This is a genomic window from Brucella sp. NBRC 12950 (assembly GCF_030268145.1).
Lineage (GTDB): Bacteria > Pseudomonadota > Alphaproteobacteria > Rhizobiales > Rhizobiaceae > Brucella.
Genome location: NZ_BSQC01000009.1, coordinates 1 through 22,566 on the forward strand (window position 1 = coordinate 1; position 22,566 = coordinate 22,566).

The following is a 22,566-nucleotide window of genomic DNA, read 5'->3' on the forward strand; positions in this document are numbered from 1 at the left end:
AGCTGCATCACATCAAGAAGTGCTGCAACGCGTGGCAGCACGTTCTTGGCTGAAGTGGTGGCTGGTGCAATGATCGTGTCGTAGTTTCCTGCGAGTTCAACGATGGCTGCAGCCAGTGGCTCGGCCAGACGGTTTTCCAGCGCATCGCTTTCAGCCAACAGAACCTTGCGAACGCCAGAAAGCTTGGCAGCAGCATCGGCGGCTGCTTTCGCGCCCTTGCCAGCAACCAGAATATCGACATCGCCACCAATCTGGGCAGCAGCAGTCAGAGCCTTTGCAGTCTGATCGGAAAGGCTTGCATTGTCATGTTCGGCAATAAGAAGAATAGCCATGTGTTTGTCCCTTCCGATCTCTTACAATACGCCGTCGGCTTTAAGCTTCTCAACCAGCTCGGAAACCGAACCAACCTTCACGCCAGCCTTGCGGCCACCCGGTTCTTCAGTTTTCAGAACCTTGAGACGCGGCGCAATGTCAGCACCGAAATCAGCAGGCGACTTCTCATCAAGCGGCTTCTTCTTGGCCTTCATGATGTTTGGCAGCGATGCATAGCGCGGCTGGTTCAAACGAAGATCAACAGTCACGATGGCTGGAAGCTTCACATCAATGGTCTGAAGACCACCATCGACTTCGCGCGTTACCTTGGCCGAACCGTCAGCAAGCTCCACCTTCGAGGCAAATGTTGCCTGGCTCCAGTTGAGCAGTGCCGAAAGCATCTGGCCGGTCTGGTTGCTGTCGTCGTCAATCGCCTGCTTGCCGAGGAACACGAGGTCTGGCTGTTCAGCATCGACCACGCCCTTCAGAACCTTGGCAACACCAAGCGGCTCGACGGTTTCGTCAGTCTTCACCAGGATTGCACGGTCAGCACCCATGGCAAGTGCGGTGCGCAATGTTTCCTGCGCCTGTGCCGGACCGACCGAAACCACGACGATTTCCGTGACCTTGACTGCTTCCTTCAAACGGATCGCTTCTTCAACCGCGATCTCGTCAAAAGGGTTCATCGACATCTTGACGTTTGCAAGCTCAACGCCCGAACCATCTCCCTTAACACGGATCTTTACGTTGTAATCTACAACCCGTTTTACTGCGACAAGCACTTTCATTGCTTACTCCTTTGAGTTTTTGCTGGCCGGTTCTAACCGAAGCCAGATGCAATCACGTCCAACTGAGAGTTCCCAATCAATGCATACATCTCACTTTGGCCCGGCTGCGGAATGGGGTAATCACATTAACGATCGATGATTTCTGCGGTCTTGCCTGCGAGCGCGAAAGGCCCTTCGCGCCAGGAATAACCAAGTTGCATGGCGGTATCGACCGCAGCCGCATCCGGGGCAATCGCGGTCACATGAGTCTCGCAGTACGTTATGAGATTGCGCAAAACACTACGCGCATAATTCCCAACGGGACCTTGTTCATTAAGCAGTTCCTTCAGTTCAGTAGGTAATTGCACCGCGCGTTTGGTACGATATAGCAAGGTGTCAGTGTCAAACACTTCAAACTGCCCATCGGCCGTCTTGCGGTAGAAGCCGCCGCCCGTCTTACGCCCAAGCAATCCTTTTGCCAGTAACTCGCCAATAAGCGGATTGCCCAGGAGATTATACGCCTGCAATCCATCATCCGCCGGGAGCGCGCGCATCAGCCCGCCCCAAATGGTCGGAACGAGATCTATACCGATCAGATCCAGAAGACCGAAAACCCCTGTCTTGGGAACACCAAGTACTGACTGCACAGCATCAGCAGTTTCGATGTCCAACCCAAATCGGCACGCTTCTGAGACCGAGACCGCGATCCAGAAACACCCGATACGATTAGCGACGAATCCCGGCGTGTCGTTGCAATCGATGAGTGTCTTACCAAGCAATATTCTGGCCGCATTATTCAATCGTTCGCGCAGTTTTGGATCAGCCTGATCGTCGGCAACAACCTCTAGAAGCGGCATTAGTCGCGGCGGGTTGAAAAAATGCGTTATGGCAAAACGGCGCACAAGGCCGCTTTCCATACCAGCAATCAGCTCATACCGCGGAATGGTTGATGTATTCGAAGACAGTATTGCCGACGGCTTCAGGTAAGGAGCCAATTTCTGGAACAGCGCGCGTTTAATATCGAGTTTTTCCACGACCGCCTCGATGACCCAGTCCACGTCCTGCAACCGTTCAAGATGATCGTCAATATTGCCCGGGCGCACTCGTGCCGCAGCGTCGGGCGCTGTGAAACCACCCAGACGAAGCTGGCGTGAAATTCCAACTTCCGCCGGTTCGACACGGTTCTCACCGCTGGATATATCCAGAAGTTCAACGCAGATTCCAGCATCAGCAAACTGGGCGGCAATACCTCCACCCATTGCGCCGGCTCCGATAATCCCGACTTTCTTTATTCCGGTTGCCTCGGCACTCGCGTCTTTCGCTATCAGATTGTGCATGGTGTCATCTCAGTCCAATCGAACATCGATGAGCACCGGCCCATCCTTGACCAAGGCTTCAGCGAGAGCCAGATTGAGTTCCCCATTGCTGCGCACTTGAACCGCTTCGACACCAAACCCCTGCGCAATCGAAACCCAGTCAATTTCCGGCCGAACCAAACTCATCATGTCGAGCGCCGTCGGGCCGGGTTCGGCACCAACCTTGGCATATTCTCCGAGTAGAATGGCATAGGAGCGATTGTCGAGCAGCAATGTAGTGATCGGCAAGTTTTCGCGAGCCTGCGTCCAAAGTGCCTGGACGGTATAGGCCGCGGAACCGTCGGCCTGTAGAGCGACCACCCGTCGTCCCTTGTCGCCAACCGCTTCCGCTCCAATGGCAGCACCAGTTGCCAGTGGAATACCTCCTCCGATTGCGCCTCCTGTCACAGTCAGCCAGTCACAGGGTGCGGCCAATGGCATGACCGCAGCAAAACCGCCTCCCGACGTAAGCGCCTCATTGACGATGAGACTGTTCTCCGGAATCTGGCGAGCCACAATTTGTGCCAGAGAATCCGGCGTTATCGGGCCATCCGCCGGCATCTCGATCTCGCCATTGTGAATGGCAATGTCGCTTTCAAGAGCACCGAGGGCTGAGGCCAAAGCAGTCAACGCGCCCTTCGCGTCCTGGTGAGCGGTCGTCAAAGTCACCACCTCAGCATCGGCTCGATGGAGCAGGCTCGGCAGACCCGGATAGCGGAAGAAGCCGACTGGCGGCGGACAATTGACCAGCACGACCAGATCATAAGGATCAAGACACTGTAGCGCTTCCGTTACCACATAAGGCACGACCGGCAACACCAGCCGCCCTTTACCCTTTGGCATATTGGAAATGGTTGAACTTCCCATAAGCTCAGCACCGCTTTGCTCAGCAATGCCCTTGAGCAAAGGATGCAACTCTTTGACCACAGCCGGATTACCGAGGATGATGACAGCCTTGCGTCCAGATTTCAATGCTTCGGCAACTTGCGCTACGACCGCAGGATCAACTGGAAGTGGCCCTTGCACACTCTCAATCTCCGCCGTTTCGCCACCTTCGCTCCATGACACGTCTGCGGGTAAGACCAGCGAAGCAATTTGACCATAACCAAAAGCTGCCTCTTTCAGACCCGTCATGGCATCGGCCCCGATTGATGCCGGCTTTGTACCGAAGCGGTGCCACTCAGAACTGCCACCTACCAGCGCTTCCACATCCGCAGTCAACGGACTGTCATGGGCAACATGATCCGTTGCATGATCGCCAACAATATTGAGCATACCGCTGCCAGCACGACGGGCATTGTGAATATTGGCAATGCCGTTGGCATAACCGGGACCGCAATGCAGCAATGTTACCGCAGGTCGCTGCGCAACCCGGAAATAGCCATCAGCCATACCGGTCACCACATTCTCCTGCAAACCCAACACGCAACGAATGCCAGGGATCCGATCAAGCGCGGCAACAAAATGCATTTCACTCGTGCCTGGATTGGCAAAGCAGGTGTCTACCTTCGCGGCAACAAGACTATGGACGAGCGCTTCCGCGCCAGTGATATGCGTTTTGTTCATAATGTTTTCCTCTCGGTCTTGAGTGAATATGGGCGCCAGCCGAGACAGCGGCCAGTATTCTAGCGATGCTCAATGATGAGGGCGTCTACAGCGACGACACTGTCGGTTCCCAGCATTAATGGATTGACGTCGAGTTCGAGTAAATTGTTCTGGTGATCACCCGCATAAGCGGCAATCGCCATTATGGCATCGATCACTGGTTCCAGATTTACCTTTGGCTGGCCGCGGAAACCGTCGAGGAGCGCAAAACTTTTCAACCCACGCAATGCAGATCCAACGTCTGCACGACTGACTGGCAACAGCAGTGGCGTGGCGTCTTTCAACAGCTCCACCAGAATACCGCCTGCACCGATAACAAGAACCAATCCGAAAAGCGGGTCTCTTTTGACGCCGACGATCAGTTCAGCGAGCGGGGCGGCCTGCATCGGCTCCATCAGAAATGTAGTAAGCTCGATTGAAGCATCGTGTCTTTTAACCGATGCAACCATACGCTCCGCTGCGGCAATTGCGTCGGTTCGGCCACGAATGTTGAGTACAACGCCGCCAACTTCTGTCTTATGGGCAAGCTGGTCGTGGAGCACCTTAAGCACCATTGGGCCCGCGCAGGTTTCCGGCAAGTCGCGAATTTTCTCGAGGGTTATTATCTCACCTTTCGGTACATTCAACCCATATGAGCTTAATCTACGCTTTGATTCCGCTTCGTTCACTGTCGTGCCGTTTAAGGGCAAAGCGCTGAGCGCGAACGGCACTTTAGGTGTCGAAGCATTATCGCCTTGCCAATTGTCGCGCCCAACCATTTTGCAGTAGTTCGCCCATTTTGCAACGACCTGCGCGGCATCGTGCAGACCATTCAAAGGCACGATCCCTTGCGCGATTAACGCTTCGGCATCTTCAGGTGGCATGCTTTCCGTATTGACCGATGCGTGGAATACAGGCTTGCCAGCAGTCTTGCCGGCAGCAGCCAGGGCCCTGTCCATAGCCTGATGCGCCGATTTATCCTTGTAGGGCGATCCGACCGGCGGATAATCGATCACGAGCATGGCGGCATCGTATCCACCGTTGAGCATCGTGGTGAACATGGGTGTCAGCAGTTCTTCACTGCCCCAATAGCCTGCGGTGAAATCCAGCGGGTTGGACACATGGCCGAAGTCAGGCAGTGTTGGCTTGATGACCTCTTTTTGCTGCTGGCTCGGCTGGGGCAGCTGCAAGCCGGCAAAGGAACAATAATCGGCGGCCAAACCATTATCGCCGCCCGAACTTGAGAACACCGTGATGCGCTCGCCCTCAAGCGGCGCGGCAATCGAAGCAAGCTTCATCATTTCAAGGAATTGTGGGACCGTAGCGGTCTCGATCACACCGAGCCGCGCGAACAATGCTTCATAGTATTCATTCTGCCCGGCCAACGCACTCGTATGGCTGGCAGCCATCACCGCGCCCAGTTCTGAGCGCCCGGACCTGCAGACAATGACCGGGATGCGCTTGGCTCTCGCACGCAAGGCCGCTTGCGAAAACGCAGCAACATCGCGTATGCCCTCCATAAAAAGGCCCAGACATGTGACATTCGGGTCATCGATGAGATAATCAATATAGTCCTCAAAGCCAAGAACCGCTTGGTTGCCTGCGCTGATGAGATAGGAATAAGGGACCGAACGCCCATTGGAGACCAGGTGTCCGGTTACGTTGCCGCTTTGGGAAATCACCGCGGCACCACGACTGCTTTTTAGCTTCGGATACAGCGCTGGCCAGATAGTGCCATGATTGACGTAGTTGACGAGACCGTAACAGTTCGGACCGACTACAGCCATTTCGCCAGCAGCTTCGACAAAAGCTAAGTTACGCTCAAAACCAGCCGCTCCAATTTCGGAGAAGCCAGAAGCATAACAAACAACGCCACCGGCTTTCATAGCCGATAGTTCGTGCAACGCAGTGATGGTGGCATCGGCATTGACAGCCAGGAATACCGCATCGGGCGAAACCGGAAGATCAGCGATTGACGGAAGGCATTTGTATCCGGCAATTTCGTTGCGTCGGGGATTCACCACATAGACTTCACCGGCATAATCCTGCTGGCGCAGAGTTTTCAATGTTGCCTCGACCTGGCCACCTCCAATGAAGGCCATCGTGCGAGGCGCCAGAAGACGGGCAAAATTCTCTCGCAGCGTAGGGCTGATGCGGCCCTCCTCCACGCTCGTAGACACGTGTAGCATATTTTTCTGCCTCTTAAACCTAAGGCACTGCCAGCCCAGTGGGCTCAATCCTCTGTGGCAGCGCTCATTCCAGAATGACTGGTAAGAGGTGCAGACGTTGGGAAATTCTCTACATCAAAATCTGGCAGCAGTGGATGATCTTCTGGATTTTCGCCAAACAGATCACACAGCCATTTGCGGATGATGATACAGCAATCCTCGGCCGAATAGGCTTCTTCCATGACCCAGCCGTGCCATAGCCCGTCCGCCAATTGCGTGAGAGCGATGGCCGCCAGGCGAACATCAATTTCCATATTCTTCTCTCCCGCGACCTTAGCAAGCCGACGTCCGAGAAACGCACGGTACTTGCCCCATAGTTCGCGGTGTAGTGCCATGATCTCTGGAACGATCCAGGCAGCACTGTTGTAGTGAATATGAACCTGTTGATATCCGCGTCCATGGAAAAATGGCCCACAGGCAACGAAGTATAGCGTATCGAAATTCCCGGTCTTCACCGATGATACAAGGTGCCGGTAATAATCGTCCCCGTTTTGAAGGTAATAGCGATGTGCTGCAGTGAGCAAATCTTCCTTGCTCTCAAAATAGTGGTTGATCAATCCACGCGAAAAACCAGATTCCTCACTGATCGTATTGATCGTCGAATTCAAATAACCGTGTTTGACTATTGAATTCAGCGTCGCAAGGATCAGATCCTGCCGTCTGATTTCGTTGGTTTGCCTCTTTTTGACAGCTTTCCGCATTCTTTACCTTCTCGAAGGCCGATGACTAACGGCGACACTATTATTGATACGGTCTCAACAGATCCTTTGCGATAATATCCTGATGGACCTCAGAGGTACCTTCCCAGATACGTTCGATACGCGCATCTCGCCAGAACCGCTGAATGGGGAATTCTTCCATGACGCCCATGCCACCAAAGATTTGCACGGCATCATCTGCGACCCGGAACACCATTTCCGAGCACCAGTAATTCACCATAGACGCTTCAGTGCGGTTCATCGTCTGATTCTCAATTTTCCACGCAGCTTCTTTCACCATAAGATCACCGAGCTTTATATCAACCGCCATATTGGCAACCTTGAAACCCACCCCCTGGAATTCACCAATTGTTTTGCCAAATGCCTTGCGGGTTCCGGCCCATTCCTTGGTCATTTCGAAGATGCGTTCAGAACGACCGACACAATGGGCGGCCAAAGCAACCCGGCCATCATAGAGCCACTCATTGGCAGTATCGAAGCCCTTGCCCTCTTCACCGAGAATATCATCGCTATGAACGCGAACATCTTCGAGATAGACCATGGTTGGATTATAGCCACGGGTGACGATCGACTTCATCGGCTCGACACGCAGTCCCGGCAAGGTTTTGTCGAGGAGAAACGCCGTAAAACGCTTGCGTGGCCCGCGCGGCGTTTCATCGACGCCGGATACGGCAATGAGAACGATGAAATCTGCGATATCGGCGTGAGAGATAAACTGTTTAACACCGTTGATGACCCAGTGATCCCCATCGCGCACGGCCTTGGTCGTGATGCCGCGAGCGTCCGAGCCAGCGCCGGGTTCCGTGAGCGCGAAGGCATCCTTACGTTCGCCACGGATGGCTGGCTTGAGATATTTTTCAATCTGGTCGCCCTTGCATTTGAAGAGGATGCCCGTAACACCACGGTTCATGCACATGGTGAGCGCGGCACTCGATTTACCAAGCACACGCTCAGCCTGCATCTTGGTCTGCTTGTCTAAACCCGGGCCGCCCCATTCCTCCGGCAGGTTCATACCGGCAAAGCCCGCCTGGATCGATTTTTGCTGAATTTCCTGTTTGATTTCCTCAGGAACGTAGCGTAGTTCCTCGACGAGATTCTCGTGTGGATAAAGTTCCCGCTTGCAGAACTCTTCCAATGAATCGACCAGCGCCTGTTGTTCGAAACTTAATGCAAAATCCATGTGTTCCCCCTTTACGCGCCGATGAAATTCGGTGCACGGCGTTCATTGGCAGCAGCCAGGCCTTCTTTATGATCTTGCGTCTGTCCGCAGATCTTGCCCGCCGCTACTTCTTCGAGCTGTTGATCGGAAAGGCTGCGCGTATGAGCGCTGTTCAGCAATTTCTTGGTCTGCGCGATGGCGACAGTGGGCCCGCTTGCCAGTTGCTGGGCGAAGGCCAGCGTGTCTTTCCACAGATTGTCCGAACTGCTGACATGGCTCACGAGGCGATTTTGAAGAGCGACCTGCGCAGTCCATAATTCGCCCGTGTAGGCAAAACGCTTAGCCGCCTCAAGACCGATCACGCGCGGCATCAACCAGGTTCCGCCACAGTCGGGGTTGTAGCCGACATTGGTGTAGGAACAGATGAACTTGGCTTTTTCGGATGCGTAGCGGAAGTCGCATGCCAAAGCCATATCAAGACCGGCACCAACGGCTGCACCGTCGATCATTGCGATAACGGGTTTGGGCATTTCATGGACCTGTTGGACCAGTCGCAGCGACTCCTCCACCCAGTTCATGTCCGGCCAATCCGTTCTGCCCGCCGCCCATTCCTTCACGTCTGCGCCGGCTGAAAAAGCGCCACCGCGTCCAGCCAGAATGAGGGTACGGAGAGTTTGATCAGCCGCCGCTTCCTTTAGTGCCTTGCGCAGCTCGATGGTGATCCCCATACCGAGTGCATTTCGTGCCTCCGGCCGGTTGAGCGCAATAACGCCCACCGCGTCATGACGTTCAATTTCCAGAAATTTGTACATAGCTCTCCCTTTCTGCCCAACCACAAGGATTGGGCAGTCTCAATTGTCATTCAGTTATTGGTTCAGCGTCCGCGCCAGCGCGGTGGTCGTTTTTCGAGGAAGGCTTTTTGGCCTTCGATCATATCCTCCGAGGACAGCATGGCAGCAAAGGTGGACAATTCCGGATTACTGCTAGCTCGCAATTGCATGGCGTCGCGGTCTGACATGCCATCCACGGCACGCAACGCTTCTTTCAACGCCTGTTGTGCCAGCGGTGCAGACGCCGCAATTTTCTGGGCTATTTCTAATGCCATCGGCATAAGATTTTCTCGTGACGAGGTGCGGTAAACCAAACCCCAACGCTGCGCTTCTTGTGCGCTCATGCGTTCGCCGGTCCAAATCATTGCGGTTGCCACATAATACGGAATACGGCGCGGCAGGCGTTGCAGTCCCCCGCCATCAGGCAACAGTCCTCGCTCAAGCTCGGGCAACTGGATAAATGCATCATCCGCCATCAGAAGAATATCGCAAGCCAACGATATTTCGAGACCTCCGCCAATGGCCGGGGCGTTGATAGCAGCGATCAACGGTTTTCTGAGCGACCACAGCGTTGTGATGCCGCCAAAGCCGCCCTGCTTTGCGCCTTCCGTGCTCGCATCACTGTTCTGGTCCGTTCCTTCCTTGAAGTCGTAGCCTGCTGAAAATGCGCGCTCTGAACCACTCGACAAAATGCCGACGCGCAGATCGGGATCATCTTGCAAAAAGAGCGCGGCCTTCTCCAGATTGCGGCTTAGACTGCGGCAGATCGCGTTGACCTTTGGCTTGACCATACGGATCTCAAGTACGGATCCGTATCTCTCAAGGTGGACAAAACCATCCATTTCAATGTTGAGTTCTGCAATCATATCAACCACCGTTCCTCGCTGCCCGTTGGCTATAAATGTGGAGCAGAAGCGGCGGGAGCGATGTGACAATCAGCATAAGTGTTGAAACTGCCGCCAACGTAGGATCGAGATCATCGCGCAGCGTGGAGAACGTAACGCGCGGCAATGTCGACATTGGTCCTGATGCCACCATCAGCGAAATAATCAATTCGTCGAAAGAGATCAGGAATGACAGCAGCATCGAGGTTGCGACTGAAAGCTTGAGCTGAGGCAAAGTCACAGTGAGAAAGGCTTTAAGCCGATTAGCACCAAGACTGCGTGCCACCATTTCCTGCGATGAGTCATAGCTGCTGAAACCCGCCAGCATGGTCAGGATTACAAACGGCATCGCAACCACGGAATGGCCGAGGATCATGCCCCAAATGGTGTTCAGCAGCATGCCTATTTTTGCATAGACAAAGAAAATCCCAACGGCGATTAGAATTGAAGGCACTGCAAGCGGCGCAACCAGCACTGTCTTCAGTAAGCCCTGAACGGCGATGCGTCCCTGATTAAGGGCATAGGATGCCGCAACGCCGGTAACAGTGGCAACGATCATGGTTCCAAATGCGACCCGCAGCGATACCCAGAGCGAGTTGATCCACTTTTCCTGACTGAAAAATGAAGCATACCAACGTGTAGACCAACCTGCTGGTGGGAAAACCAGTGATGTCGTTGAACTAAACGAGACCGGAATGACGATAAGGGTCGGAACGATCAGGAAAAACAGCACTAGTCCGACGAGAATGTAGAGCCAAAGACGTGCACGGTGAGAAACGTGAGCTTCCATCATACCACCTATCGATCCGACGACAGCCGGCGTACCAGCACCAAACTGATCCACAAGCAAAGAGCCGTCATTGCCAGAAGCAACACCGCAAGAGCGGCCGCAGGACCCCATGTCGGATAAAGCGAAATCATCTCCTCAATTCGCTGCGCAATCATCTTCACCTTGCCTCCGCCCAGCAGTGCGGGCGTGATGTAAAAGCCTAAGCACATGACGAATACCATTATGGCGCCAGCGACCAATCCGGGCATGGAAAGAGGAAGGAATATACGCAGGAACGCGTGCGACGGTGACGACCCTACATTGGCGGCAGCGCGCATGAGATTGGCGTCGATGGCCTTCATCGATGCATAAAGCGGCAACACCAGAAACGGGATCATGATATGGACCATACCGATGACCACACCGGTGGTGTTGTTTACCAATGCCAGCGGCTGATTGATCAATCCGAGGCCTTGCAATGACTTGTTGACCACGCCGTTGCGCTGCAAAATGATCAACCATGAAAATGTGCGTACCAGACCCGAAGTCCAGAATGGCACCAACACTGCCAACATCAGTAGTCCTGCCCATTTGGGAGACAAGATCGACATCAGATAGGCAACCGGATAGCCGAGCAACAGACAGATGACGGTGACGATGAGTGCAATCTTGAAAGTATTGAGAAACATCTCGATGTAGACAGGTTCCGAAAAGAACAGTCGGAAATTGCCAAGACCATATTCTCCATTGACGTCAACAAAAGACATCGACAGCAACCACAACAGCGGGGCCACCATCAAGATGCCAACAATACCGAGCGCTGGAATGGTGAGGCGCACCATCGACCAACTTTCGTATTTTTGTTCGCGGTGCAACGCGCGGCGATTTGCATCGAGTTCGGCTTTCGTCACCGGCTCGGGGTCTGCAACGGGAAAGGAGACAACAACTTTTGTCATCGTCAAGCCTCCGCCCGCACAAGCCGCGCGTCCGCCCGCTCCAAACGCAGCGCCACGCATTCCCCAACCTTTGGTACTGCCCGCAGATTTTCCGAGCGGTTGGCAATCCGCGTGAATACCTTATGGCCACCATCCAGCATGACCTCGAAAAGCAAGCATTCACCTTGGTAGATGGCCGTGACGACCTGACCCGAAAACAGGTTTGCTCCCGATGCCCGCGCGGCCGCTTCATCTGTCACGAAACGCAAGCGCTCGGGGCGCATGCTCAGCAACATGTCGTCGTGCAGTTCGCCAACATCATCAGGCAAGTTCACGCTCTGATCGCCATAACTGACACCTGCCTTTGTATGGCGGAGTGGCAGAAAACTGGTTTCACCAATGAATTCAGCCACGAAGCGGCTTTGCGGGCGTTCATAAAGATCGGTCGGCGACGCGATCTGAGCCAGTTTGCCCTTCGAAAACACGGCAATCCGGTCCGACATTGTAAGCGCTTCACGCTGATCATGCGTGACGGAAATGGTCGTCATGTCCAAACGGTCATGCAGTTTGCGGATTTCGATTTGCATCGTTTCCCGCAGTTGCTTATCAAGCGCCGACAAGGGTTCATCCATAAGCAGAATGCGCGGTTCGAACACAATAGCGCGCGCAAGCGCTATACGCTGGCGCTGACCGCCAGACAATTCAGTGATCTTACGCTCGCCATAGCCACCAAGTTGCACCAGATCGAGTACTTTCTTGACCCGTTCCTCGATTTCAGCACGTCCAATTTTTCGCAAACGCAGCGGATAGGCGATATTCTCGAATACCGACATATGCGGGAATAAGGCATAGTTTTGAAAAACCATGCCAATATTGCGCTTATGGGGTGGAAGATGCACGATTTCCTGTGTGCCAATCTTGATCGAACCATCCGTCGGCCTGGAAAAGCCCGCAATCATCATCAGAAGGCTTGTTTTTCCTGACCCGGAAGGCCCGAGCAATGTGAGAAATTCACCGGCTTTAATCGCCAGCGATACGTCGTCAACCGCCCGGACCGTGCCGTAATGTTTGGACAGTGCTTGGATCGTAACCGGCAAAGCCGTCGTCGAGGAGTGTTTCATCTCTGCTTTCCATCAGCGCACAACAGGACACCGCAGCATTGTCCGCTACAGATTGTAATCTTGGGCTTCATGAAGAAAATTCCCGGGTTGGCGGCCGAAGCCTCCAACCCTCCTGAACTGACTATTGCATCATTGTCTTGTCCCACATGGTCTGAGCCTTTTCGTGATTTTCGGCCCAGTACGGCATGTTGGTGATGAGCTGCTTCTTGAGATTCTCAGTGCTCGTGACAATGCTCGCCGCTTTATCGGCTGGTACAAGCCCTTGTTTGAAGGCATCCTGGTTCATCGGCCCATAGGCGATATAATTTGGCAGGTTTGCCTGATATTTTGGATCGAGCAGATGGTTGATCAGGCGCATTGCACCTTCCGGATTTGGGGAGTTTTTGGGAATGACAAGACATTCCACATCCATCACCGCGTCATCAAGCTTATAGGTATATGGGGCGCCTTCCTTGATGGCAGCATCTATACGTGCGGCCCAGATCGATAACATATCGACCTCTTCGGACGTTGCGAGTTGGGTCGCCTGTGCGCCGGTGGCCCACTGAACACTGATATTCGGTTTCAGCGCAGACCATTTGGCCATCGCCCTCTCCATATCAATGGGATAGATCTTGTCCTTGGCCACGCCATCGGCCATCAGGGCAATTTCCATATTTGTTGCTGGCGAATTGCCTGAGATAGCGCGACTGCCGGGGAACTTATCCGTGTCAAAGAAGTCGGTCCAGTTTTGCGGTCCTTTGTCACCATAAACGTTTTTATTATAGGCAAGGACTGAAGTGTAAGCCGTGAACCCTACCCAATATTTTGAGCGCAGGTGTTCCGGAATTCCGGCGGCATTGGGAAGTTTTGAATAGTCGAGTGGAACCAGAAGCTCTTCTTTACCGGCCAGATCACACAGACCGCCATAGAGTTCGGCCACATCAATATCGACCGCATTTGCGCGTACCTTCGTGCGTATATCGCGAATGCCGCCAGCCAGAACATAATCGACAACAGTCATCCCATGATCTTTGGGCAAGTGATCAAGAATGGCTTTTCGTACGCCTTCCTGATAGGCGCCGCCATAGGACGCATAACTGACCTTTTCTTCAGCCACAGCCGAACTGGCCGCCATGGCAAGCACTGCACCCAGTATGAATGTCTTTTTCATTGTTCCTCCTCCCTATGCGGCTCAATAGCCGTGTCTTTTTGCATGCAACAACCGGCAAAGGTACTTCCTCCAAAGCACCTTATTCGGCATTCCGCTGACAAAAGTCAGTTGGAAAATGCGTGTAGCCCCCTTGTCATGGCGAGGCGGCAATCGGTGACAATGCGCTCGATAAGCTCCTGACAGCTGGGAATATCCTTGATCAACCCAAGCGTCTGACTTGCCCAGACCAAGCCACTGTCCAGTTCCCCGGTTGTCAGCGCGTTTCGACCTCGGTCTCCGGAAACCAGCGGTCGAACGTCTGTAAACTCCGCACCGCCCGGCCGACCTTCGATTGCGACCACCTCATCTGAAACCGCATTCTTCAAAACACGCCCGGTGTTTCTGAAAGTTCGAAAGATCAAATTGGTATCGCGTTCACCGGCATTGACCAGCGCCTGTTTGATATTCTCATGAATGGGGGCCTCTTTGGTGGCACAAAAGCGCGTACCCATGTTCACGCCCTCGGCGCCGAGCATGAAAGCTGCCGCCATACCTTCTCCGGTGCCGATGCCCCCCGAAGCGATCAATGGAATTTTTACCTGCGCCGCTGCAGCAGCAAAAAGGACCAGACCACCAACATCATCCTCACCCGGGTGCCCCGCCGCTTCAAATCCATCGATGGAAATGGCGTCGACACCAGCCCGTTCCGCTGACAGCGCATGACGTACAGCCGTGCACTTGTGAACGACAACCGCACCAGCAGCCTTAATTTTCTCGATGAACTCTTTCGGACTGCGTCCCGCGGTTTCGATTACCTTGACACCCGACTGCAGCGCCGCATCAAGATATTCTTCATAAGGTGGGGGCGCCGTCGTGGGGAGAATCGTGAGATTGACCCCAAATGGTTTATCTGTCATTTGCCGGCAGCGAGCGATCTCTTCGCCTAGCGCTTTGGGACTAGGTTGCGTCAGTGCTGTCAAGATTCCAAGGCCACCCGCATTCGATACAGCTGATGCAAGTTCGGCGCGACCTACCCATTGCATTCCACCTTGAATGATCGGGTAGTTAGTCTTCAATAGCTCGGTTACTCGGGTCTTCACGCCCCACTCCCTGCTGCAATCAAACCTGATGATTAGATACTGAAATTCGCGGCAGATGAAGTCAAACAAAAAATTTGCTGAACGTCCAACTTTTTATTAACATGCAGAAATAACACAATGATTTTCGTCTAAGCCCCATTAAGAGGGTCAATTGGAGGGGGGACATCATGAAACCGCGAAAGATCACGACATATCAATGGCGTAGTGTAAGTCACAACTCGATACCATCGAATTTCCCACTCCTGGAGCAGCGCGCAAGAACCCCGAATCTTATCGCGCTGACTTCAGATCTGACAGTTCGGGCAGGGTCTTCAGAGCGGCAACCTGTCGCGGCCAAGGCGTGTCGGCATGCTTGATGTACCGAACGCAATAGCGCTTCCCAACTGTGAGGAAAGTCCTTGTGAGTATTTTCAGATCGCAGGCGACTTGGAGGGGGCCGCATGATCCCACTGCGCTTCCTCGGCGCCGCTCTTGTTTGCGTAAGCAGCCTGGCGTTCACCCTGAACGATACGACTACCAAGTTTCTCATCGCCGACTACGATGTGTCATCGATTATTCTGATCCGCAGCCTGATGGCCCTGCCAATTCTTTATCTGTTTCATGTGCGGACATCCGGGCGAAGAAAGATATGGTCGGCCAGAATTGGGCTTCATGCGTTGCGGGGAGCTTTTGGCTTAATCGCCGCCTATTTATACATCGCTTCGCTCAAAACGCTGACAGTCGCCGAAGCTACAGTCATTCTCTTTATGACGCCCGTCATTATTACCGCGATGACCCGTTTTTTGCTCAAAGAAAATGTCAGCATTCGCTCATGGCTGTCGGTCTGTTTCTGTTTTCTCGGCGTCATTGTGGCAATCAATCCACGGGCATCCAGCTTCAATTACGCCATCGCATTGGTCGGAACATCGAGCGTGTTTTACGCTATCAATGCCATCAGTTCGCGTTTGATCCCATCCGAAGATAATCTGTGGACCATTTCATTTTTTGGTGCATTCTTTTCAGCGTTGTTTATCGCCCCATTCGCGATTGAGCATTGGCGCGTAGTACAAGTCCCGCACCTTGCCCAGTTTGGTGCTGCGGCGGCATTCTCCAGCCTAGGCATAGGCTTAAGCGCCATAGCCTACCGCATGACGTCACCTGCCCTTCTCGCCCCCTTCGGTTATTCGGGCCTGATCTGGTCGATCACAGCCACTTGGCTGTTTTGGGGAGTTCATCCGAGTCTCAACGCCATTCTCGGCACGCTCATTATTCTGGGCAGCGTCACGCTGACCATCAAACCAGGCCGCATCGATCCGCAACCGCATCTGCAGAATTGTATCAAAGGACCAACAAATGACGAACCCGATCCTTGTCGACCTGAATAACAAAACCGGTATCTGTACCATTACATTCAACCGTCCTGAAAAATATAACGCTATCGACGAAACCATGGCAGCAGCCTTTCATCAGGCCATGCAAGCAATAGTGTTGGATAAGAGCATTCGTTGTGTCGTGCTCAAAGGAGCAGGTAGAGCCTTTATGGCTGGTGGAGACCTCGCCGCTTTTGCAGCTGACGCTGATCGGGCCGATTTAGTCTTACAGCGTATTTTGCGACACATGCACCCGGCGTTGTTAATCCTGCAAAAATTGCCAGTGCCTGTCATTGCTGCAGTCCACGGCCCCGCAGCTGGGGCAGGATTGAGCATGGTCCTGGCGGCGGACTATGCCATCTGCAGTCAATCAGCGGAGTTCACTCTCGCTTATGATCGACTGGCGACCGTGCCCGATTGCGGCGGTACCTGGCATCTTCGGCGGAAGCTGGGGCCGCGCGCTGCTTTGGCCCTGATGCTCAAGGGTGGCAAACTCAATGCCAGTCAGGCCAGTGAAATTGGGATCGTCAACGACGTGATTGAGGATAGCTGTTACGAAGAACAGCTTTCTGTCCTGATACAAAAATTTGCCTCTGGCCCAACACGAGCCTTTGGGCTCTTCAAGCAACTGCTCGCCGCCGATCTTTCGTTGGCAGCGCAACTTGAGGCAGAAAAGGCAGCCTTTATGGAAGCCACTTATACGCAGGATTTCAGGAACGCCATCCGCAACTTCCCCAATAAGCAACCGGTGCAGTTTCTCGGATACTAAAACGACAGCTTTTCTGACGTTGACCCGTAGATCTACGCCAAACCTGCCCCGGCGAAACAAGCACTTACCAACCTACAATTGCCGTCCCCTTTTCAGACAGCAAATAGACCCGCAACAATCGACAGAGAGGAAATATCGTGCTCCAATCCGACCAGAACAACAATTTTGACGTAAAGACTGACTTTTATATCGACGGCGCTTGGGTCAAACCTTTTGGTTGCAATACCATTGCTGTCGTCAATCCTGCCAACGAACAACCTTATGCGACCATTTCATCGGGCGCAGCTCAGGATGTTAATCGAGCAGTTGCTGCCGCACGTGCGGCATTCTCTTCCTGGAGCGAAACGTCAGTTGTGGAGCGCATCCGCTTCCTACGCAAAATCGCAGAGATATACGAAGCACGTCTAGACGATATGGCCAAAACAATTTCGCTGGAAATGGGCGCTCCGATCACCATGGCCCGCGATCAACAGGCCGCTGCAGGTTTGTATCATATCAACGCTTTCATCGAAGCGCTGGAAAACTTCGATTTTGAAGAAAAACGAAAAGATAATTCCGGCGAGGTCATCGTGCACGAACCAATCGGCGTTTGCGGTCTAATTACCCCGTGGAATTGGCCGATGAACCAGATCGCTTTAAAAGTTATTCCAGCGATCGCAGTTGGATGTACGGTAGTTTTGAAGCCCTCTGAAATAGCTCCCATGTCAGCGATGCTCTTTGCCGATATTCTCCATGAAGCAAAGCTTCCAAAAGGCGTTTTCAACCTTGTCAACGGCGAAGGTTTGATCGTGGGTGAAGCTATGTCGCGCCACGCAGACATTGACATGATGTCTTTCACTGGCTCAACCCGCGCGGGCGCAGCAGTCGCACGCGGCGCCGCAGATACGGTCAAGCGTGTGTCACTAGAGCTTGGAGGAAAATCACCCAATTTGATTTTCGCCGACAGTGAAATAGAAAACGCGGTGGAACGAGCCATTGCCGAATGCTTCAACAATACCGGTCAGTCCTGCAATGCCCCCACCCGATTGTTAGTCGAGCATTCCGTTTACGATCAAGTTGTGCAACTCGCTGCTCGTATCGCCGATCAGATGCCGGTCGGTGATCCGGCCGTTGAAGGAAATCATATCGGGCCGCTATCATCGAAAGCGCATTTTGACAAAGTTCAAGGTCTGATCCAAGCAGGCATTGATGAGGGCCCACGTCTGGTTGCAGGTGGCCTCGGTCATCCGAAAGGATTTAACGCTGGCAACTTCGTCCGCCCGACCGTATTTGTGGATGTACGGAACGATATGACAATTGCGCGCGAGGAGATATTTGGTCCAGTGTTGGTCATCATTCCGTTTGCCGACGAAGAGGACGCCATCACTATCTCGAATGACACCCCTTACGGTTTATCCGCTTATGTTCAAACCGGATCGGCTGAACGCGCCAAACGTGTCGCGCGAAAGCTTCGCGCCGGCATGGTGCATATCAACGGCTCTTCGCTCGGTTCCGGCAGTCCGTTTGGCGGTTACAAACAATCCGGCAACGGCCGTGAAGGCGGGAAATGGGGTCTGGAAGATTTTACGGAGGTTAAGGTAATATCCGGCTGAGCGGATACTACAAGGCGACGGCGCGGCGAGTTCAATGTACCTCTGTTGGGAATTATTCCTAACTCGATTGCCTATTCAAGAAACTCTCTGATTGACGATTGTTTCTTTCTCGCCGTGCTTTGCAGTCAGCACCACTCCTTGTCCCATTGACTCATGCCACAAATAGAACATATCATGAACATCTCGCACAGTAGCAACTTCGGAGAGTGTCATGAATGCGGTCGCTGAAAATTACGATGATGAAATCGAGTTGGTGCTCGCATATCACAAGGGAAACACCCGAGCTGCCATTGAGGCGCTTTTGAAAGACCGTGACTTTCTTATTAAGGAAATCGAGTACGCCAGCCTTGCTATGTCACTCGGATTTTCACGCGGTTGGAAACCCACGGTATTTTCAAAATGACCCGTTCACGTGGCGCGCTCAGTATAACCAGCATCAATGCCACCTACCCTCATCAGGTCGCTTTGCACTTAACTGAGTGGCATCGGGCAAATCTTATCCTTGTGCTAAATGATCGAGAACGACTGGGCGGATATCGTCTTTGGACCCGAAAGCATCATGAATCTCACGAGTTTAACGTTGCACATTTCCCGACCAAAGAAGGCCAGGAAGAATTTATCAGTTTGTATGGAGGCGTCCCCTACGATCCATCCGATAAGAAGTCGAAGCCGTGGGAGACGTACTTTGAAAGATGCGCAAGCCCAACACTCTAGCCGCAGTTCCGCGTGATGCTCGTGTTAAGGATCTTCCCTCTTGGTACGAGCTGTATGGTTTCTGTTGCAGATGCGGACATCATGGGCAAATCGAGATGCGGCAGATTTCGCGTAAGTTTGGCACTCAGACAGTCATCGTCAGTCTAGAGCCAAGGCTTCGCTGTACAAAATGCAAATCACTCAATGAAAGCCAGTTTGGCGTGGCTAAAATGCCGAGGTAAAAATGTCCGGATATAAAGCCGATAGCGGCATTGCAGGTTCAGCTGCAAGGTTTGAGCACTGGTGTGAAGATGATCGCTGCAAGGCATGGGGAAGCTACGGCTACAAGACAAAGTACGGTCAGCTCTGGTTCTGTTATGAACACCGACAGCTTGGCGAAGATGCGTTAGCTGGACGTCGGTAAATTCTCCTCTATCCTATCCCAAGCAGGAGGAGCGTATGTGCAATCTTTATAACATTACGACCACCCATGAGGCGATGCGCCTTCTGTTTCCGAAGTTCGGAGATGTGACGAACCGCGTTGATCCGCAATTAGACGTCTATCCAGACTATCCAGCCCCGGTCTTGCGAAATTTAGCAGATGGTGAGCACGAGCTGGCACATCTTCGTTGGGGAATGCCAACGCCGCCTATGTACGTTAAGGGCGAAGCTGACAGCGGCGTAACGAACATTCGCAACCTCACCTCCTCTCATTGGCGGCGCTGGCAAGGCGTTGAAAGCCGCTGCGTCGTACCAGCCACCTCATTTTCAGAATACGGGCAAGAACCTGATCCAAAGACAAAACGTAAGCCGCTGCACTGGTTCGCTCTCAGCGAGAATAAGCCGCTCTTTGCATTTGCTGGCATTTGGACGACTTGGAAAGGGGTGCGAAAGAAGAAGGAAGGCCCGGTTGAGGTCGATATCTTTGCTTTCCTCACCACAGAGCCAAACGCCGTGGTAAAGCCCGTCCATCCCAAAGCAATGCCTGTAATCCTCCGCACGACCGAAGAAATCGATACATGGTTGCGAGCACCATGGGATGAAGCCAAAGAAATGCAGAAGCCATTGCCAGACGCTGACTTGATCGACCTGACACCGAGCAATGACAATAAGGAAGAGCAAGCTAGCCTGTTTTAAATGGGCGATTATCAAGGTGCCGAAGCACTTTCCGAGCTTGCCAACGACACTAACAATTGCGAGACGGAAACGGAACTACAAGCGTTGGCCGTCTCTCTAGCAGAAGCCAAAGAAACAGAGCCATCAAATCAGCACTTCGTTGCGACGGTACCCCATCCATCATATCGCAATGAGAAGTATTGTTCTTTTTTCAGCGCTTTGGCGTCAAATTATCAATCGTCGTCGGGTATGTATCTGCCTTACCGCCAACGTTACTTCCCATGAGGCATTGCTCTCCGCCGCAGACCATCGAAATCTTCGCTCCCACGCAAACGCAATACTCAGAGGTCTCCTAATGTTGATCAGAGCCTGAAGGCCGGTTGTGCGAAGAAGCGCACCTGCTCACAGACTAAGACAACGTCCCCTATGTTTTTGCTTTCCCGGTTGACGGCAGCCGGCTCGCAAAATAAAGATATATGATATACTTTGCTATGGGAGGCATGAATGTTCGATTATATCGTGGTGGGCGGGGGCTCGGCGGGAAGCGCGTTAGCGGGGCGGCTCGTGCTGGGTGATGCCGGGAAGGTTTTGGTGATCGAAGCCGGGCCGCGCGACAGTAATCCGCTTATTCACATCCCTGCCGGTTTCGTTAAGCTGCTCGACAGCGATCTTCTCTATCACTACAAAACCGAGCAGCAGGAAGCGTTGAACGGCCGCGCGCCGGTCATGCCGCAGGGAGCGGTGCTCGGCGGCGGCGGCTCCGTCAATGCTGCCATCTACATTCGGGGCCAGCGCCGCGATTACGACGACTGGACAACTCTTGGCGCTGATGGCTGGTCCTATGGCGAGGTGTTGCCCTATTTCCGCCGGGCGGAAGATAATGACCGTCTCTCCGACAGCTATCACGGCACCGGCGGCCCGCTCGGCGTTTCGGATCTGCGCCAGATATCCGACCTCACCCGTGCTTTCGTGCGCAGCGCCCAGGAAGCCGGCATCCCCTTCACCCCGGATTTCAACGGCATGCGCCAGCGCGGGGTTGGTTTCAACCAAACAACGACTCGCAACGGGCGCCGCTGCAGCGCAGCCGTCGGCTATCTACGACCCGCTATGAAAACCGGCAATCTCGAAATCCGCACCGGTTGCTTGGTCACCCGTATTCTTTTCGAAGGTGATCGCGCGACCGGCGTCGAATATGTACGCAATGGCAAGGTCGAAACGGCGCTCGCCGACAAGGAAGTCATCCTGTCCGGTGGTGCCATTCAGACGCCGAAACTCCTTATGCTGTCGGGCATTGGTCCGGAGGCGGAGCTGCGCCGGCATGGCATTACATTGCGCCACCGCTTGGAGGGCGTCGGCCAGAACCTGCAGGACCATCTTGAGTTTCCCGCCATCCGCTTCTGTACCGGCAAGCATGGCTACTACGGAGAAGACAGCTTCTTGCGTTCCATCCGCAATGGCCTGCAATATTTCCTCTTCAAGTCCGGCCCGGTCATGTCAAACGTCACCGAAGCCTGCGCCTTCGTCAATGTCGATGACATGGAGGCGGAGCCTAACGTGCAGATGCATTTCGTGCCGATCGTCTTCATGGACAGCGATCAAGAGAGGGTCAAACGCGCCGGCGCGACGATAAACCCTTGTGTGCTACGCCCCGAAAGCCGCGGCGAAATCCGCCTCAAATCAACCAATCCTTCCGAGCATCCGATTGTCGATCCACGCTATCTCTCGGCGCCGGAAGATATGCGCCTATCCGTAAAAGCGCTAAAACTCGCTCGCGATATCCTGGATCAACCTTCCCTTTCAAGCTATGTCGAAAGAACCGAAGCTTATCCCGGAGAGGCGATTGCCGACGATCAGGCGCTCGGGGCCTATATCCGTTCGAAGGGCAAGACAGTATATCATCCCGTCGGCACCTGCCGCATGGGCAGAGACAACATGGCGGTGGTTGATCCCGAACTGAGGGTGCATGGGTTTCGCAACCTGCGTGTTGTGGACAACTCCATCATGCCGACACTCATTTCGGGCAATACCAACGCGACTGCGATAATGATTGGCGAGAAGGCGTCGGATATGGTGCGCGGACTGACACCTCTTGCGCCATCCAACGCGTGATGCACATTGTCGTGATGACAGTTGTATGTGACAACCGATGAAA

22 protein-coding genes are annotated in these 22,566 nt (G+C 53.5%); 8 read left to right on the forward strand and 14 right to left on the reverse strand.

Annotated features, from left to right (window positions below; translation table 11 throughout):
- From QSJ70_RS15645 to QSJ70_RS15710, 14 genes are all read right to left on the reverse strand, one after another.
- Positions 1-332 (reverse strand): adenine nucleotide alpha hydrolase family protein (locus tag QSJ70_RS15645; RefSeq protein WP_502871685.1); only part of this gene is annotated, 332 nt, incomplete at its 3' end.
- 21 nt (positions 333-353) lie between these two features.
- Positions 354-1,100: an electron transfer flavoprotein subunit beta/FixA family protein gene (locus tag QSJ70_RS15650; RefSeq protein WP_285537707.1), complete on the reverse strand. Its 747-nt coding sequence runs from the start codon at positions 1,098-1,100 to the stop codon at positions 354-356.
- Positions 1,101-1,225: 125 nt separating this feature from the next.
- On the reverse strand, positions 1,226-2,416 hold the full coding sequence (locus tag QSJ70_RS15655) for a 3-hydroxyacyl-CoA dehydrogenase family protein (RefSeq protein WP_285537708.1): 1,191 nt from the start codon (positions 2,414-2,416) through the stop codon (positions 1,226-1,228).
- A 9-nt stretch (positions 2,417-2,425) separates the two neighbouring features.
- Positions 2,426-4,000: an acetolactate synthase large subunit gene (locus QSJ70_RS15660; protein WP_285537709.1), complete on the reverse strand. Its 1,575-nt coding sequence runs from the start codon at positions 3,998-4,000 to the stop codon at positions 2,426-2,428.
- 59 nt (positions 4,001-4,059) lie between these two features.
- Positions 4,060-6,207 carry an acetate--CoA ligase family protein gene (locus QSJ70_RS15665; RefSeq protein ID WP_285537710.1) on the reverse strand — a complete coding sequence of 716 codons (2,148 nt, stop codon included), beginning with the start codon at positions 6,205-6,207 and terminating at the stop codon, positions 4,060-4,062.
- A gap of 44 nt (positions 6,208-6,251) precedes the next feature.
- Positions 6,252-6,947 (reverse strand): TetR/AcrR family transcriptional regulator, encoded by a 696-nt coding sequence (locus QSJ70_RS15670; RefSeq protein ID WP_285537711.1) that lies wholly within the window; start codon positions 6,945-6,947, stop codon positions 6,252-6,254.
- A 40-nt stretch (positions 6,948-6,987) separates the two neighbouring features.
- A complete protein-coding gene (locus QSJ70_RS15675; protein ID WP_215779558.1) occupies positions 6,988-8,145 on the reverse strand; it encodes an acyl-CoA dehydrogenase family protein in 1,158 nt (385 codons plus the stop codon).
- A gap of 11 nt (positions 8,146-8,156) precedes the next feature.
- Positions 8,157-8,936 carry an enoyl-CoA hydratase/isomerase family protein gene (locus QSJ70_RS15680; protein WP_285537712.1) on the reverse strand — a complete coding sequence of 260 codons (780 nt, stop codon included), beginning with the start codon at positions 8,934-8,936 and terminating at the stop codon, positions 8,157-8,159.
- A gap of 62 nt (positions 8,937-8,998) precedes the next feature.
- Positions 8,999-9,820, reverse strand: coding sequence for an enoyl-CoA hydratase-related protein (locus QSJ70_RS15685; RefSeq protein ID WP_215779562.1), 822 nt, complete (start codon positions 9,818-9,820; stop codon positions 8,999-9,001).
- A 1-nt stretch (position 9,821) separates the two neighbouring features.
- The gene (locus QSJ70_RS15690; RefSeq protein ID WP_285537713.1) at positions 9,822-10,682 is read right to left on the reverse strand and encodes an ABC transporter permease; all 861 of its coding nucleotides are present in this window, start codon (positions 10,680-10,682) and stop codon (positions 9,822-9,824) included.
- Positions 10,637-11,449 (reverse strand): ABC transporter permease, encoded by an 813-nt coding sequence (locus tag QSJ70_RS15695; RefSeq protein ID WP_502871691.1) that lies wholly within the window; start codon positions 11,447-11,449, stop codon positions 10,637-10,639. The genes QSJ70_RS15690 and QSJ70_RS15695 overlap by 46 nt, the downstream gene beginning before the upstream one ends.
- A 116-nt stretch (positions 11,450-11,565) precedes the next feature.
- On the reverse strand, positions 11,566-12,663 hold the full coding sequence (locus tag QSJ70_RS15700; RefSeq protein WP_215779564.1) for an ABC transporter ATP-binding protein: 1,098 nt from the start codon (positions 12,661-12,663) through the stop codon (positions 11,566-11,568).
- Between the two features lie 121 nt (positions 12,664-12,784).
- Entirely contained in the window at positions 12,785-13,816 is a 1,032-nt protein-coding gene (locus tag QSJ70_RS15705; RefSeq protein WP_285537715.1) for an ABC transporter substrate-binding protein, read from the reverse strand.
- A 104-nt stretch (positions 13,817-13,920) separates the two neighbouring features.
- Entirely contained in the window at positions 13,921-14,895 is a 975-nt protein-coding gene (locus tag QSJ70_RS15710) for an NAD(P)H-dependent flavin oxidoreductase (protein ID WP_285537716.1), read from the reverse strand.
- A gap of 440 nt (positions 14,896-15,335) precedes the next feature.
- On the opposite strand from QSJ70_RS15710, the gene QSJ70_RS15715 reads away from it, so the two are divergent.
- The 8 genes from QSJ70_RS15715 (at position 15,336) to QSJ70_RS15750 (ending at position 22,523) form a co-directional block, all read left to right on the forward strand.
- Positions 15,336-16,259: a DMT family transporter gene (locus tag QSJ70_RS15715; RefSeq protein ID WP_285537717.1), complete on the forward strand. Its 924-nt coding sequence runs from the start codon at positions 15,336-15,338 to the stop codon at positions 16,257-16,259.
- On the forward strand, positions 16,228-17,013 hold the full coding sequence (locus QSJ70_RS15720; RefSeq protein WP_285537718.1) for an enoyl-CoA hydratase/isomerase family protein: 786 nt from the start codon (positions 16,228-16,230) through the stop codon (positions 17,011-17,013). Before QSJ70_RS15715 ends, QSJ70_RS15720 begins: the two co-directional genes overlap by 32 nt.
- A 137-nt stretch (positions 17,014-17,150) precedes the next feature.
- Positions 17,151-18,605, forward strand: a complete 1,455-nt coding sequence (locus QSJ70_RS15725) for an aldehyde dehydrogenase family protein (RefSeq protein ID WP_285537719.1) — start codon at positions 17,151-17,153, stop codon at positions 18,603-18,605.
- Between the two features lie 211 nt (positions 18,606-18,816).
- The gene (locus QSJ70_RS15730; RefSeq protein WP_215779573.1) at positions 18,817-19,008 is read left to right on the forward strand and encodes a hypothetical protein; all 192 of its coding nucleotides are present in this window, start codon (positions 18,817-18,819) and stop codon (positions 19,006-19,008) included.
- A gap of 534 nt (positions 19,009-19,542) precedes the next feature.
- On the forward strand, positions 19,543-19,722 hold the full coding sequence (locus tag QSJ70_RS15735; RefSeq protein ID WP_285537720.1) for a hypothetical protein: 180 nt from the start codon (positions 19,543-19,545) through the stop codon (positions 19,720-19,722).
- A 35-nt stretch (positions 19,723-19,757) separates the two neighbouring features.
- The gene (locus tag QSJ70_RS15740; protein WP_285537721.1) at positions 19,758-20,435 is read left to right on the forward strand and encodes an SOS response-associated peptidase; all 678 of its coding nucleotides are present in this window, start codon (positions 19,758-19,760) and stop codon (positions 20,433-20,435) included.
- Complete coding sequence (locus tag QSJ70_RS15745; RefSeq protein ID WP_215779578.1) at positions 20,436-20,699, forward strand: hypothetical protein; 264 nt, start codon at positions 20,436-20,438, stop codon at positions 20,697-20,699.
- 219 nt (positions 20,700-20,918) lie between these two features.
- On the forward strand, positions 20,919-22,523 hold the full coding sequence (locus tag QSJ70_RS15750; RefSeq protein ID WP_285537722.1) for a GMC family oxidoreductase: 1,605 nt from the start codon (positions 20,919-20,921) through the stop codon (positions 22,521-22,523).
- Positions 22,524-22,566: the final 43 nt, after the last annotated feature.